This is a genomic window from Candidatus Polarisedimenticolaceae bacterium, assembly GCA_036376135.1.
In the GTDB taxonomy this organism is placed as follows: domain Bacteria; phylum Acidobacteriota; class Polarisedimenticolia; order Polarisedimenticolales; family DASRJG01; genus DASVAW01.
On sequence record DASVAW010000107.1, the window covers coordinates 19833 to 34011 of the forward strand.

The following is a 14179-nucleotide window of genomic DNA, read 5'->3' on the forward strand; positions in this document are numbered from 1 at the left end:
ATGCGTTCGACCGTGTTCCCGATCTTCCTCGCGGTCCTCTTCGTCGCCGCTTCCGCGCGCGCGGCCGATCCGCCGGCGTCTCCCGCGATGGCCGCTGCCGCGAAGGCGTTCCTCGCGTCGCTCGACCCCGGCAAGCGGGCGAAGGCGAACCTCCCGTTCAACTCCGACGAACGCCTCAATTGGCACTTCATCCCGCGCGAGCGGCAGGGGGTCTCGTTCAAGGAGATGACCCCCGGGGAGCGCGAGACCGCAGGCGCCCTCCTGAAGTCGAGCCTGTCGGCGGTGGGATACGACAAGGCGGAGACGATCCGTCGCCTCGAGGAGGTGCTGTTCGCCCAGTCGAAGAACCCCGTCCGCGACACGGAGCTGTTCTTCTTCACCGTCTTCGGCGAGCCGTCGCCGAAGGGGGCGTGGGGCTGGCGGTACGAGGGGCATCACCTCTCGTTCAACTGGACGGTCGTGGACGGGAAACTCGCGGCGTCGACCCCGCAGTTCTTCGGCGCCAACCCCGCCGACGTCCGCGAGGGGCCGCAGAAGGGAACGCGGGCCCTCGCCGCCGAGGAGGACCTCGGACGCGCGCTCGTGAAGTCGCTGCGGCCGGAGCAGCTCGCGCAGGCGCTCGTCGGCGAGGCTTCTCCGGGGGAGATCCTCACCGAAGCGTCCCGGATCGCGTCGATCCAGAAGGACGAGGGGATCCCCTACGGGAAACTCGACGCCGAGCAGCAGGGGCTGGTGCTCTCGCTGATCCGGGAGTACGCCGCCTCGCAGGCGCCCGCGGAGGCGCAGACGCGCCTCACGCGGGTGAAGGGGGACCTCGCCAACCTGAAGTTCGCGTGGATGGGCGGGCTCGAGAAGGGGCAGGGGCACTACTACCGGATCCAGGGCTCGACCGACCTGATCGAATACGACAACACCCAGAACGGCGCGAACCACATCCACTGCGTGTGGCGGGCGTTCCGTGGGGACTGGGGAAGGGACCTGCTCGAGGAGCACTACAAGACGGCGCCGCATCATTCGCCGTCGGGCGGCGCGAGGTGAAACGCGCGGCGTACGTCGTGCTCTGCATCCTCCCGTGCGTGGTCCTGCCGCTCGCGGCGATTCGCGACCTGCGGGTATCCGGGCTGTCCCAGGCGATCGGCTGGCTGCTCTTCGCGACGCTCGCCGCGGCGGTGTGGGTGCTCTCGCGCGGCCGGCAGACGGCGGGGGAGTCCGATCCGCGCCTGCGCATCGGCGGGCTGCTCCTGCTCGTCCCGATCGCGTTGATGGCTTGCGAGTGGGTGGGAATCGGGACGCCGTGGGACGCGACGCCCGAGGAGAACAGGATGCGGTACGCCGTGCTCCTCGCCATGGCGATCGCGGTCGCTGCCGGTTCGTACGTGGTGGCGGACGCGCTCCGCGACGCGGGCGAGAAGCGATTCGCCCCGCTCGCCCTCGTCCTGGGCCTGCTTTCCGGCTCGGCGTACGTCGTGTGGACCTCCTTCCAGCTCGGCGACTTCGCGCTCCGGATCGCCGGCGGCGAGCGCGCGCCCGGGACGGCCGCGATCAACAACGTCTTCGACGCGCTGCTGTTCGCCGCGGGGGTGCTCGCCTACCTCGCGACCGCGTGTCTCGCCTGCGCCCTCGGGCGGGCGGGGCGGCTCGGGCCGGTCGCGGCGCACGTCTACCTCGGGTTGAATCTGCTCGCCTGCGTGATGCTCCTGGCCCGCGGCGTTTCGTACCCGACGCCGGCGAGCGGCCTCGAAGCGTGGTACACGCGCCCCGGGTTCATCGCCGGCATTCCGGCGATGCCGTGGATCATGCCGTATTTTCTGGGGGTGATCTTGGTTCGCGACCGCGGTGGTGCCTCGGCCTGACCGTCGCGACGAAGGAGGGAATCCACGTGCCCCGCAAGACCGCCCACGACTTCGACCAGGAAGTGCTTTCGTTGTTCGACGCCTACGTCCACGGCCTGATCGACCGTCGCGCCTTCCTGGACAAGGCCGCCAAGTACGCCGTGGGAGGCCTTACCGCGGCGATGCTCCTCGACCAGCTCAGCCCCAACTTCGCCGAGGCGGGCGAGGTGAAGCCCGACGACGGGCGGATCGCGGCGGAGCACCTGGAGTTCGACTCTCCAGCAGGCCACGGGAAGATGCGCGGGTACTTCGTCCGTCCTCGGGCTGCGAAGGGGAAGCTACCCGGCGTACTGGTCATCCACGAGAACCGCGGGCTCAACCCGCACATCGAGGACGTCACGCGGCGCCTCGCCCTTCACGACTTCGTCGCCTTCGCCCCCGACGCGCTCTTCCCGCTCGGCGGCTACCCGGGGGACGAGGACAAGGCGCGCGCGCAGTTCCAGCAGCTCGAGCGCGAGAAGTCGCGGGAGGACTTCGTCGTCGCGGCCGGGTGGCTGAAGGCGCGCCCCGAATGCACGGGGAAGATCGGCGCCGTGGGGTTCTGCTGGGGCGGCGGCATGGTGAACTACCTGGCCACGCGCCTGGGCGGCGACCTGTCCGCCGGCGTGCCGTTCTACGGCTCGGCCGCCGACACCGCGGACGTTTCGAAGATCCGGTGCCCGCTGCTCGTGCAGTCGGCCGAGGTGGACGAACGCATCAACGCGAGCTGGCCGGAGTTCGAGAAGGCCCTGAAGGCGGCGAACGTCAAATACGAGCGCCACCTCTACCCGGGCACGCAGCACGGCTTCAACAACGACACGACGCCGCGTTACGACGCGGCGGCGGCGAAGCTCGCCTGGGAGCGGACGATCGCGTTTCTCGACGAACACGTGCGCGGGGCCGCCGACGGGAAGCCGTGATCGCTCCGATCGACGTTTCCACCCGCGCGACGGCGGAGTTCATCGCGGCGCACGTCCCGACCGGAGGATCGGTCCTCGAAGTGGGATGCGGCGAGGGGCACCTCGCGCTCGAGCTTCGGTCCCGCGGCTTCGACGTCATCGGCGTGGACGCGGACGAAACGAACGTCCTGCGCGCCCGGGAGCGCGGCGTCTGCGTGGTGCGCGCGTCGTGGCCGGAGATCGACGTGGCCCCCGTGGATGCCGTCGCCTTCACGAGGTCGCTGCACCACATCCATCCGCTGGACGGGGCGGTGCGCAAGGCGCGGGAGGTCCTGCGGCCCGCGGGGACGCTCCTGGTCGACGACTTCGCGTTCGACCGGGCCGATCGGGCGACGATGCGCTGGTTCCTGGACGTCGTGCGATCCGGAGCCGTCCGGGCGCTTCTGACCGCGTCGCGTCACGAATTCGTCACGATGCTGCTGGCCGCCGCGGACCCCATGGACGCGTGGCGCATGAGGCACGATCACGAGCTTCATTCGATGGAGGCCATGACCCGGTCCATCTCGGAGTGCTTCGCCATCCGGGAGGCGCGGCCGGTTCCTTATCTCTACCGCTACCTCGTGCCGGTTTTCCCGGAGACCCCCGACGCCGCCGCGCTCGTCGACGAGGTGCATCGCGAGGAGGAGCGCCTGGGCGGGCTAGGAGAGATCGTCCTCATCGGCCGCCGCGTCGTGGGGTCGCATCGGGAACCGGGCGAATAGTGCCGTCGGCTTTCCTCGCGAGGCTCAGGGACGCGCCCCCTCTCCGGGCGATTCTCGGCGCGGGCCTCGTCGCCGGGGCCCTGGACATCACGGCCGCGTTCGGCTTCTACGCCCTGCGCGGCGTGAGCCCGGTCCGCATCCTCCAGTCGGTGGCCAGCGGCGTGATGGGATCCGCCGCGTTCTCGGGCGGAGCCTCCACGGCGGCGCTCGGTGCCGCGTTGCATTTCTTCATCGCCACGAGCGCGGCCGCCGTCTTCTATCTGGCGAGTCGGCGCCTGCCGCTACTCGTCCAGCGGCCGTTGGTGTCGGGAGCGGCCTACGGCGTCGCCGTGTACCTGTTCATGAACCACGTCGTCCTGCCGCTCTCGGCGGTCGCGAACCGGCCGTTCGTCCTCGGCACCGCGATCGTGATGGTGGGCATTCACATCGTGTGCGTCGGATTGCCGATCGCGCTCATCGTTCGACGTGCGGTCCCCGGCACGAGCATCGGCACCCGTCGACGGTAGCTCTCGTACGCGGCGCCGTGTTCGGCGACGAGGTCGCGCTCCTCGAGCCGGATGGCGACGAAGATGTACGCGGTTGTCATGATCGCGAAGGTCAGGTGCGCGGCGGTCATCGTCGGCGTCGCCCAGAAGGCGAAGAACCATCCGACGTAGAGCGGGTGCCGGACCAGCTTGTACGGCCCCGGCTGCACGAACCGGAGCGGGGTGTAGGGCCGGTCGAGGAGGGCGAGCCACACCTGCCGCAGCCCGAACAGGTCGAAGTGGTTGATCAGGAAGGTGGTGACGAGGACGAGCCCCCAGCCGAAGGCGAACAGGGCGTACGCGAGACCCCGGGCGATCGGCGACTCGAGGCTCCAGACCGTTCCCCCCAGCGGCTGCCAGAACACGAACATCGCGATCAGGCACAGGCTCGAGGCGAGCACGTAGATCGGCCGCTCGAGGGGCGGCGCGACGATGCGGGTCCACCACCGCTTGAAGGCGGGACGCGCCATCGCGCTGTGCTGGACGGCGAACAGGGCGAGCAGGCCCAGGTCCACGGCGAGCGCGGCGCCGAAGGGGATCCGCGGGGGGCCGTCGAGCGTCGTCGGCACGAGGAATCCTCCGACGAAGCCGAACGCGTAGAGGAAGGTCCCCAGGAAGGTCAGGTAGCTGACGCAGCCGAAGGCGAAGATGGCGAGGCGGCGGATCATGGCGGGTTCCTCCGCCGGTCAAGGTGCGCCGGCGGGTCGATTCCTCCCATCGGCCGAATGTCCCGACGGGGCTAGAATCGACCGGCGGGACCCCCGACAAATGTCCCGGACCCCGCCGTCCGAGGAGTCACGGACCGGTGAGCGAACCGACCCCACGCCAGGCCATCCGCTACCTGCGCTCGTCCGACGGGGCCCGGCTGGCGTGGGCGGAGGCCGGGAGCGGCCCGACGCTGGTCAAGGCGTCGAACTGGATGACCCACCTCGAGCTCGAGTGGCACAGCCCCGTCTGGCGGCATTGGCTGCGCTTCCTCGCCGGGAACTTCCGGTTCGTGCGCTACGACGAGCGCGGCTGTGGGATGAGCGACTGGGATGTCGAGGACGTGAGTCCCCCGCGATGGGTCGAGGACCTCTCCGCGGTCGTGGCCTCCGCCGTCCCGGAGCCGACGTTCGCCCTGCTCGGCATCTCCCAGGGCGCGGTCCCCGCGATCGAGTTCGCCGTGCGCCACCCCGAGCGGGTCAGCCACCTCGTGTTGTACGGCGGCTACAGCCAGGGCTGGGCGGCGCGCGGCGACGAGGCCACCCGCCGCCGGTACGCGGCGATGGTCGAGCTGATCGAGCACGGCTGGGGCCGGCGCAACCCGGTCTTCCGCCAGCTGTTCACCTCGCGGTTCATCCCGGGCGGCACCGACGAGCAGCTCGACTGGTTCAACGAGCTCTGCCGGAAGACGACCTCCCCGAAGAATGCCGCGCGGCTTCTGCAGTCCCGATCGGAGGTCGACATCCGCGCGCTGCTCCCGGAGGTCCGGGTCCCGACCCTCGTCGTGCACGCGCGCAACGACGATGTGATCCCGATCGGCGTCGGCCGGGTCCTCGCGGCCGAGATCCCCGGCGCCCAGTTCGTCGAGCTCGACTCCGCGAACCACATCCTGCTCGAGGACGAGCCCGCGTGGGGCCGCTTCTGCGACGCGGTGCTCGATTTCACGGGCGTCGCGGCGGCGTATGATCCCGCCTCTCCTTTCGCGACGCTCTCTCCCCGCGAGCGGGAGGTGCTCGCCCTCGTCACCGACGGGCTCGCGAACGCCGAGATCGGCGAGCGCCTGGGGATCAGCGAGAAGACGGTGCGCAACCACGTCTCGAACGTCTTCGACAAGCTCGGCGTCTGGACGCGGGCGCAGGCGATCGTGTTCGCCAGGGACCGGGGGTTCCGGGGGTCTGAGCCCCGCGGGGAGGGATCGGAGTCGAAGCGGTGACCACGAAACCTCCCGAGCCGAAGCCCCTCCACATCGGCATCGTCGCCTGTTCCGCCGAAGGGGCGGCGCTTTGTTACCGGACGATCTGCTCGGAGGGCTCGGCGCTGCTGGGGCCCCACGACCACCCCGAGGTCTCGCTTCACACGAACCCGCTCGCCGGATACCGGGACTGCCTCGACCGCGGCGACCTCGACGGCGTGGCCGAGCTCATGCTCGACTCCGCACGGAAGCTCGCCGCCGCGGGGGCCGACTTCCTCATCTGCCCGGACAACACGAGCCACCGGGCCTACTCGCGGGTCGTGCGGACGTCACCCCTGCCTTGGCTGCACATCGCCGACTGCGTCGCGGACGAGGCGGTCGCACGCGGGAACCGGCGGCTCGGGCTCACCGGCACGCACTGGCTCGTCGCCAGCGAGGTGTACCCCGAGAGATTGCAGGCTCGCGGCCTCGCATGCGTGCGCCCGTCGGACGCCGAGCGCGACGAGATGGGCCGACTCATCATGGACGAGCTCGTGTACGGCGTCTTCAAGCCCGAAACGGTCGCGCGATTCCTGGCGATCGTCCGGAATCTGCTGGCCAAGGGCTGCGACGCGGTGATCCTCGGGTGCACGGAGATCCCGCTGATCCTCGACGACACGAACTCGCCGCTGCCGACGCTGGATTCCACGCGCCTTCTGGCGCGGGCGGCGCTGCGGAGGGCGGTGGAGGGGGCCGGCCAAGCCCGCGGGGGCGGAACGGGCGTATAGTGCGACCACGTTTCCGTGCCGGGGGGGGGCAAGCTGTGAAGCCATTCCGGTTGTGGTCGTTACCGCGTAATCCAGAACTGGGCTTACCGCTTGACCTGGTCAGGCCGAAATCTCGTGATGCGGACCACGACAGGAGCCAGCACAGATGAGCAAGGTAACCCCGTTCCTGATGTTCAACGACCAGCTCGAGTCCGCCATCGAGTTCTACACTTCAACGTTCCCGGACTCCAGGGTCACGAATGTCGCCCGCACTGGCGAAGATGGCCCCATCAACTCGGCCGAATTCGTCATCGGCGGTCAGTCCTTCATGGGCTACAACGGCGGTCCGTACTTCACCTTCTCCGAAGGCTTCTCGCTGTTCGTGGAGTGCGAGGACCAGGAGGAAGTGGACGCGTACTGGAATAAGCTCGTCAAGGCCGGAGCCACCAAAATGCAGTGTGGCTGGATCAAGGACCAGTTCGGCCTATCTTGGCAGATTGTCCCGAAGCGATTCATCGAACTCATCCGCGACAAGAACCCTGCGAAAGTGAAGGCCGTCATGGACGCCATGATGCAAATGGTGAAGCTCGACGTGGCGGCCCTTGAGAGAGCGTACGACTCGGTGCGATGAGCGTAGCGCCCGATCCAAGACGCCGCCCGGGGCCGGGCCTGCCGCCGCAAGAGAGCGCGGGACCGTTCGGCGGGGCGCGGACGCGGAGCGCGATCGTTCGGCGTCTCATGACCTCGCCACAAGGAGGCACGCGTGATGTTCAAGGGAATCGTGTTCCTCTGCGCGATGGGAGCCTCGATGCTTGCGGCCGACGTCCAAGCGCAGACTGTGGCGGACGAGCTTCGAAGCGTGGAGCGCAAGCGGACCCGGGCTCTTGTGGAAGGCAACATGGAGGTGGCGCGGCCGTTGCACGCGGATGACTTCCAACTGATAAACCCGATGGGCGGTGTTCTCTCGAAGCAGGAGTACTTGGGGCTGGTTGCCTCCGGCGAGATCGACTATCTCGAGTGGGAACCGGAATCGATCGAGGTGAGGTTGTTCGGTAACGCCGCGGTCCTCCGATATCGTGCACCGTTGAAGATCGTCGTGAAGGCCGCGCCAAACGCACCATCGGGCCGCTTCTGGTTCACGGACCTCTATGAGAAGAGGGATGGCCGGTGGCAGATCGTCTGGTCGCAAGGAACTCAAACCCAATAACTCGGAGGGCCGGCACAAGGAACGCCGAACGAGCAGATCCGGCCGGGACCGGTCTTACGCACCCGTCGACCGGTGGGAGTTTCGTCTTCGAGCGCGGGCGCAAGCCAGGGGGAGAACGATGAACAAGCTGTTGTGGGTTCTGCAGGTCCTCGCCGCGTTGCTCTACGCGGCTTCGGGCGTCATGAAGGTCTTCATGTTCGAGAAGATCAGCCAGGACGTCCCGTCGTTCGGCGCGCTGCCGCGGGAAGCGTGGACGGCGCTCGGCATCCTGGAGCTCGCCTGCACCATCGGGCTCATCGTCCCCGGCGTCCTCCACTGGCGACCGCAACTGACCGTCGTGGCGGCCGCGCTCCTGGCGGCGGAGAGCCTCGTGTTCATCTGGGTGCACGTCAGGTACCACGAAATGGCGCCCATCATCTTCAGTGGCGTCCTGGGCCTCGTCATGGCGTTCATCGCGTATGGCCGGATGGTTCTCCGGCCCATCGCCTGACGAGCCGGTTCGAGGCGCAGGAGGAGTGACGATGGCCGAGCATCGAGTGTTCGCGATGAAGTTCTCGAAGATCTATCCGATGTACGTCGCCAAGGCGGAACGCAAGAACCGGACGAAGGCGGAAGTCGACCGGATCATCTGCTGGCTGACGGGGTACGACCCGGCCGGGTTGCGGCGGCAGATCGAGCAGGAGAACGATCTCGAGACCTTCTTCGCTCAGGCCCCGGCCTTCCACCCGAAAAGTTCGCTCATCAAGGGGGTCGTGTGCGGGGTTCGCGTCGAGGATGTCGAGGATCCGCTGATGCGGAAGGTGCGATACCTCGACAAGCTGATCGACGAGCTCGCCAAGGGAAAGACGATGGAGAAGATCCTGAGGGATTAGCGGGGCTCGCCGGGGTCGCCGGCGCCGGCTATCGCGTCGCCTCGTACCCCAGCACCGGCCCCAGCCACCGTTCGACCTCCGCGACCGTCATCCCCTTCCGCTTCGCGTAGCTCTCCACCTGGTCGCGCCCGATCTTGCCGACCGTGAAGTACTGCGACTCGGGGTGGGCGAAGTAGAGGCCGCTCACCGACGCCGCCGGCATCATCGCGAACGACTCGGTCAGGCGGATCGTGGCCTGGCGCTCGACGTCGAACAGGCGCCACAGCGTCGCCTTCTCGGTGTGGTCGGGCTGCGCGGGGTAGCCGGGAGCCGGGCGGATGCCGCGGTACCGCTCGTGGATGAGGTCGTCGATCGACAGTTCCTCGTTGCGCCCGTACCCCCAGTCGCGGCGGGCGCGCTGGTGGACGAGCTCGGCGAACGCTTCCGCGAGCCGGTCGGCCAGCGCCTTCGCCAGGATGGCGTTGTAGTCGTCGTGCTCGGCTTCGAACCGCTTCACGACGGCGTCGAGGCCGATCCCCGTCGTGACCGCGAATCCGCCGATCCAGTCGATCTTCCCCGACGAGAGCGGGGCGATGAAATCCGACAGCGCGTACAGGGGCTTGTTGTCCGCCTTCGCGCGCTGCTGGCGAAGCGTGTGCAACCGCGCCATCGGGTTGCGCCCCGCCTCGTCCTCGTACACGACGATGTCGTCGCCGTCGGATTGGGCCGGGAAGAAGCCGTAGACGCCGAAGGCGTGGACGGAGCGCTCGGCGAGGAATCGCTTCAGCAGCGTCTGGGCGTTCTCGAAGAGCTCGCGCGCCGCGGGGCCGCGGTTCGGGTCGTCGAGGATCTTCGGGTAGGACCCCTTCATCTCCCAGGCGTGGAAGAACGGCGACCAGTCGATGAACGGGATGATCTCGTCGAGCGGGAAGTCCGCGAGCAGGCGCGTTCCCTGGAACGCCGGGACCGCGATCTCGGCGCGCTCCCAGTCGTATTTCGGCGCGCGGCGGCGGGCCTCCGCGATCGGGAGGATCGGCTCGGTCTCCCGCGCCCCGTAGGCCTCCCGGACCTTGGCGTATTCGGCCCGGATCTCGGCGGCGTAAGGCTCGCGCGTCGCGGGGTGGAGGACGTTCCCGACGACGTCCACCGCGCGCGAGGCGTCGAGCACGTGCACGACGGCGTTCGGGTACTCGTGCGCGATCCTCACCGCGGTGTGTTTCTTCGAGGTCGTCGCGCCGCCGATCAGGAGCGGGACGGTGAACCCCTGCCGCTTCATCTCGTGGGCGACGTGGACCATCTCGTCGAGGGACGGCGTGATGAGCCCCGACAGGCCGATCACGTCGGCGCCGATCTCCCGCGCCTTCGCCAGGATCCTCTCGCACGGGACCATCACGCCGAGGTCGATCACCTCGTAGTTGTTGCAGGCGAGGACGACCCCGACGATGTTCTTGCCGATGTCGTGGACGTCCCCCTTGACGGTCGCGAGGAGGATCTTCCCGCGGGTCGAGGCGGTGTTCCCGGTGCGGCGCTTCTCCTCCTCCATGTACGGGAGGAGCCACGCGACCGCCTTCTTCATGACCCGGGCGCTCTTGACCACCTGCGGGAGGAACATCTTCCCGGAGCCGAAGAGGTCGCCGACGACGTTCATTCCGTCCATCAGCGGCCCTTCGATCACGTCGAGGGGGCGGGGGTACTTCCTCCGGGCCTCCTCCACGTCCTCGTCGATGTGCTCGACGATCCCCTGGATCAGGGCGTGGCGCAGGCGCTCCTCGACGGGGAGCCTCCGCCACGCGTCGTCCACGATCTTCGCCTTTCCCTTCCCCTTCACCGTCTCGGCGAACGCGACGAGGCGCTCGGTCGCGTCGGGGCGGCGGTTGAGGATCACGTCCTCGACGTGCTCCAGGAGGTCCGGAGGGATCTCGTCGTACACGGCGAGCTGGCCGGCGTTGACGATCCCCATGTCCATGCCGGCGCGGATCGCGTGGTAGAGGAAGGCCGCGTGCATCGCCTCGCGGACGAGGTCGTTCCCGCGGAACGAGAAGGAGAGGTTCGACACCCCCCCGGAGATCTTCACCTTGGGGAGGCGCGACTTGATGCGCCGCGTCGCCTCGATGAAGTTCACGGCGTAGGGGTCGTGCTCCTCGATCCCGGTCGCGATCGCGAGGATGTTCGGGTCGAAGATCACGTCCTCGGGGGGGAAGCCGACCTCGTCGACGAGGATCCGGTAGGCGCGTTCGGCGATCGCGACCTTGCGGTCGACCTCGACCGCCTGCCCCGTCTCGTCGAACGCCATCACGACGACGGCGGCGCCGTAGCGGCGCACGGTGCGGGCCTGCGCGCGGAAGGCGTCTTCCCCCTCCTTGAGGGAGATCGAGTTGACGACCGCCTTTCCCTGCAGGCACGCCAGCCCGGCCTCGATCACGGAGAACTTCGAGGAGTCCACCATGATCGGGATCTTCGCGATCTCGGGCTCGGACGAGACGAGGTGCAGGAACGTCGCCATCGCCTTTTCGGAATCGAGCAGCCCCTCGTCCATGTTGACGTCGAGGACGTTGGCGCCCCCCGCCACCTGGTCGCGCGCGACCTCGAGGGCGGTCTCGTAGTCTCCGGAGAGGATCAGGCGGGCGAACTTCTTCGAGCCGGTGACGTTCGTGCGTTCGCCGATCATCGTGAAGTTCGCGTCGGGGCGGAGGGTGAACGGCTCGAGGCCGCTCAACTGCAGGAACGGGGAGCGCTCGACCGGCGCGTGCGGGGCGACTCCTCGCACCGCTTCGTCGATCGCACGGATGTGGTCGGGGGTCGTCCCGCAGCAGCCGCCGACGAAGTTCAACCAACCCTCGCGGGCGAACTCGCGCAGCGTCGCCGCCATCATGGACGGCGTCTCGTCGTACCCCCCGAAGGCGTTGGGGAGCCCCGCGTTCGGGTAACACGAGATGTACTTCGGCGCGACGCGCGCGAGGTCCTCCATGAAGGGGCGCATCTGCTCGGCGCCGAGGGCGCAGTTGAGCCCCACGCTGAGCAGGTCGGCGTGGGAGATCGACACCCACGCCGCCTCGACGGTCTGCCCCGAGAGAGTCCGTCCGCTGTTGTCGGTGATCGTGAGCGACGCCATCACCGGAACGCGGCGCCCCGTCTCCTCGAACAGCTCCGCGATCGCGAAGAGCGCCGCCTTGAGGTTGAGCGTGTCGAAGGTCGTCTCGGGAAGGAGCAGGTCGATCCCGCCGTCGAGAAGGCCGCGTGCCTGTTCCTTGTAGGCACCTTTCAGCTCGCGGAAGGTGATCGCGCGGAAGGCGGGGTTGTTCACGTCGGGGGAGAGCGACGCGGTGCGGTTGGTCGGGCCCATCGCCCCGGCGGCGAACCGCGGGCGGCCGGGGGTCCGGCGCGTCATCTCCCTTGCGGCGCGCACGGCGATCTCGGCGGCCGCCTTGTTGATCGCGTAGACCTCGGGCTCCATGGCGTAGTCGGATGCCGAGATCGACGTCGCGTTGAAGGTGTTCGTCTCGACGAGATCCGCCCCCGCCTCGAGGTAGGCGAGGTGGATCTCCTCAACGATCTTCGGCTGCGTCAGGCAGAGGAGGTCGTTGAACCCCTTCAGGTCCTTCGGGTGATCCGCGAAGGCTTTCCCCCGGAAGTCCGCCTCGGAGAGGCGGTACCCCTGGATCATCGTCCCCATCGCGCCGTCGAGGACGAGGATCCGCTCGCGGAGGAGACGTTCGAGGCTCACTCCGGGGTCACCACGAGATCGAAGGTCAGCTTGAGGTTCTTCTGCCCCATCGTGGCGTCCACGAGCCTGGGCTCGACGCGCATCGGACCGCGATGCGCCGCGACCTTCCAGGAGGTGTCGGTCGTGATCGGAAGCGGGGGGAGGAGGGGGGCGATGTCGACGGTCCCCGTCATGGGGAGCGGCAGCTTCACCTCCTCGAAGCGCAGGTAGGCGACCTTCCGGCCGTTCGCCTCCTTGAACTGGAGGGACAGCCGGGGCGCGACGGGGACGTTGACGCCGAGCTCGGGGATGCTCAGCTGGAGCGAGCTCAACAGGTGGCCGCGGTCTCCCGCCGCCGGCTCGAAGCCGTTGATGCGCAGGTCGCCCAGGCGAAGCTCGAGCGAGCGGCCCCCGCCCAGCGAGACGGAGACCCGCTCCGGGGCCATCTTCCCGAGAAGGTCGTTGAGGGTGGCCGTGTCGAGCGTGACGTCCACCCGGGCCTCGGCGGCCGGGGCGAATGCAAAAAGGGCGGCGGCGAAGCCCAGGGTCAGGGCCTTATTCAATGGAGTCCTCCCTGCAGATTCCCCTCGAACGGCGGAAGTGTACCGTCCCGGAGCGCCGCGGCGCTTGCGGGCCGCGGGGGGGTCCGGCAGGATTTCGCGTCATGGTCGCCGCCTGGCTGCTCGCCGCGTCCCTCCTCCCCGCCGGCCCGGAGCGGATCCTGGGGGAGGTCCGGCGCCCCGGTGCCGCGGTCGTCGTCCTGAACGTCTGGGCGACGTGGTGCCAGCCCTGCCGGGAGGAGTTTCCCGACCTGCTCCGCCTCGAGCGCGAGTACCGCGCGAAGGGGGTGCGCCTGGTCCTCGTCTCCGCCGATTTTCCCGACGCCGTCGCGGAGGCCGAGGCGTTCCTGAGGCGGCACGGCGTCGCGTTCCAGACGTTCCTGAAGGACGGCGACGTCCCCGACCAGGCATTCATCGACGGCCTCGACCCCCGCTGGAGCGGGGCCCTTCCCGCGACGATCGTGTTCGACGGGGCCGGACGCAAGACCGCCTTCTGGGAAGGGAAGGCCGACTACGCCACGCTCGAACGACACGTGAAGGAGGCCCTGAACCCATGATCCTCGCCAGCCTGCTGCTCGCCGCCGCCGCCGCCGCCGCCGCCGCCGGCCCCGGAACCGCGGCCCCCGCTCTCGACGTGAAGATGAAGGGGGTGGACGGGAAGGAAACGACGATCGCCCAGGCCGCCGGCACCAAGGGCACGCTCGTGATCTTCACCTGCAACCACTGCCCGTTCGTGAAGGCGTGGGAGGAGCGCACCGTCGCGCTCGGCAACGAAGCCCTCTCGAAGGGGCTCGGCGTCATCGCGATCAACGCGAACGATCCGGGCGTCCAGCCCGAGGACGGATTCGAGGCGATGCAGGCGCGCGCGAAGGAACGCGGCGTGAAGTACCCCTACGTCGTCGATGGGGACTCCTCGGTCGCGAAGGCGTTCGGCGCGACGAAGACGCCGGAGTTCTTTCTGCTCGACGCGACCGGGAAGGTCGTCTACCACGGCGCCCTCGACGACAACGCGCGCGAGCCGGAAAAGGTCACCGCGAGGTACCTGCAGGACGCGATCGACGCCCTTCTGTCCGGAAAAGCGATCGACGTGAAGCAGACGAAGGCGCTCGGCTGTTCCATCAAGTGGAAGAAGAGCGCCTGACGCGGCGCGACAAGCCTTG

General features: G+C 68.7%; 16 protein-coding genes. 13 read left to right on the forward strand and 3 right to left on the reverse strand.

What is annotated here, in order from left to right:
• Genes VF139_10865 through VF139_10885 form a run of 5 tightly spaced genes read left to right on the forward strand, consistent with a single transcriptional unit; the run spans position 1 to position 4037 of the window.
• The gene (locus VF139_10865) at positions 1–1038 is read left to right on the forward strand and encodes a DUF3500 domain-containing protein (GenBank protein ID HEX6851892.1); all 1038 of its coding nucleotides are present in this window, start codon (positions 1–3) and stop codon (positions 1036–1038) included.
• Positions 1035–1853 (forward strand): hypothetical protein, encoded by an 819-nt coding sequence (locus VF139_10870; GenBank protein ID HEX6851893.1) that lies wholly within the window; start codon positions 1035–1037, stop codon positions 1851–1853. The genes VF139_10865 and VF139_10870 overlap by 4 nt, the downstream gene beginning before the upstream one ends.
• A 26-nt stretch (positions 1854–1879) precedes the next feature.
• A complete protein-coding gene (locus VF139_10875; protein HEX6851894.1) occupies positions 1880–2791 on the forward strand; it encodes a dienelactone hydrolase family protein in 912 nt (303 codons plus the stop codon).
• On the forward strand, positions 2788–3531 hold the full coding sequence (locus VF139_10880) for a class I SAM-dependent methyltransferase (protein ID HEX6851895.1): 744 nt from the start codon (positions 2788–2790) through the stop codon (positions 3529–3531). The genes VF139_10875 and VF139_10880 overlap by 4 nt, the downstream gene beginning before the upstream one ends.
• Positions 3531–4037: a hypothetical protein gene (locus VF139_10885; GenBank protein HEX6851896.1), complete on the forward strand. Its 507-nt coding sequence runs from the start codon at positions 3531–3533 to the stop codon at positions 4035–4037. Before VF139_10880 ends, VF139_10885 begins: the two co-directional genes overlap by 1 nt.
• Here VF139_10885 and VF139_10890 read toward each other — a convergent pair.
• Complete coding sequence (locus VF139_10890; protein ID HEX6851897.1) at positions 3953–4723, reverse strand: isoprenylcysteine carboxylmethyltransferase family protein; 771 nt, start codon at positions 4721–4723, stop codon at positions 3953–3955. The two genes, VF139_10885 and VF139_10890, sit on opposite strands and share 85 nt — an antisense overlap.
• Positions 4724–4860: 137 nt before the next feature.
• Here VF139_10890 and VF139_10895 point away from each other — a divergent pair, with 137 nt between their 5' ends.
• The 6 genes from VF139_10895 (at position 4861) to VF139_10920 (ending at position 8777) form a co-directional block, all read left to right on the forward strand.
• Positions 4861–5973, forward strand: coding sequence for an alpha/beta fold hydrolase (locus VF139_10895; GenBank protein ID HEX6851898.1), 1113 nt, complete (start codon positions 4861–4863; stop codon positions 5971–5973).
• Positions 5970–6719 (forward strand): amino acid racemase, encoded by a 750-nt coding sequence (locus VF139_10900; protein ID HEX6851899.1) that lies wholly within the window; start codon positions 5970–5972, stop codon positions 6717–6719. The genes VF139_10895 and VF139_10900 overlap by 4 nt, the downstream gene beginning before the upstream one ends.
• Before the next feature lie 145 nt (positions 6720–6864).
• Complete coding sequence (locus VF139_10905; GenBank protein HEX6851900.1) at positions 6865–7329, forward strand: VOC family protein; 465 nt, start codon at positions 6865–6867, stop codon at positions 7327–7329.
• 135 nt (positions 7330–7464) lie between these two features.
• Positions 7465–7905 (forward strand): nuclear transport factor 2 family protein, encoded by a 441-nt coding sequence (locus VF139_10910; GenBank protein HEX6851901.1) that lies wholly within the window; start codon positions 7465–7467, stop codon positions 7903–7905.
• Positions 7906–8023: 118 nt separating this feature from the next.
• Positions 8024–8395: a DoxX family protein gene (locus VF139_10915; GenBank protein ID HEX6851902.1), complete on the forward strand. Its 372-nt coding sequence runs from the start codon at positions 8024–8026 to the stop codon at positions 8393–8395.
• A gap of 31 nt (positions 8396–8426) precedes the next feature.
• The gene (locus VF139_10920; protein HEX6851903.1) at positions 8427–8777 is read left to right on the forward strand and encodes a DUF2200 domain-containing protein; all 351 of its coding nucleotides are present in this window, start codon (positions 8427–8429) and stop codon (positions 8775–8777) included.
• A gap of 28 nt (positions 8778–8805) precedes the next feature.
• Here the strand turns inward: VF139_10920 and metH are convergent, their stop codons facing one another.
• The gene (gene metH / locus VF139_10925) at positions 8806–12480 is read right to left on the reverse strand and encodes a methionine synthase (GenBank protein HEX6851904.1); all 3675 of its coding nucleotides are present in this window, start codon (positions 12478–12480) and stop codon (positions 8806–8808) included.
• Positions 12477–13022 (reverse strand): hypothetical protein, encoded by a 546-nt coding sequence (locus tag VF139_10930; GenBank protein HEX6851905.1) that lies wholly within the window; start codon positions 13020–13022, stop codon positions 12477–12479. The genes metH and VF139_10930 overlap by 4 nt, the downstream gene beginning before the upstream one ends.
• Before the next feature lie 101 nt (positions 13023–13123).
• On the opposite strand from VF139_10930, the gene VF139_10935 reads away from it, so the two are divergent.
• Both VF139_10935 and VF139_10940 read left to right on the forward strand, forming a co-directional pair.
• A complete protein-coding gene (locus tag VF139_10935; protein ID HEX6851906.1) occupies positions 13124–13576 on the forward strand; it encodes a TlpA disulfide reductase family protein in 453 nt (150 codons plus the stop codon).
• The gene (locus VF139_10940) at positions 13573–14160 is read left to right on the forward strand and encodes a thioredoxin family protein (protein HEX6851907.1); all 588 of its coding nucleotides are present in this window, start codon (positions 13573–13575) and stop codon (positions 14158–14160) included. The genes VF139_10935 and VF139_10940 overlap by 4 nt, the downstream gene beginning before the upstream one ends.
• The last annotated feature ends 19 nt before the right edge of the window (positions 14161–14179 follow it).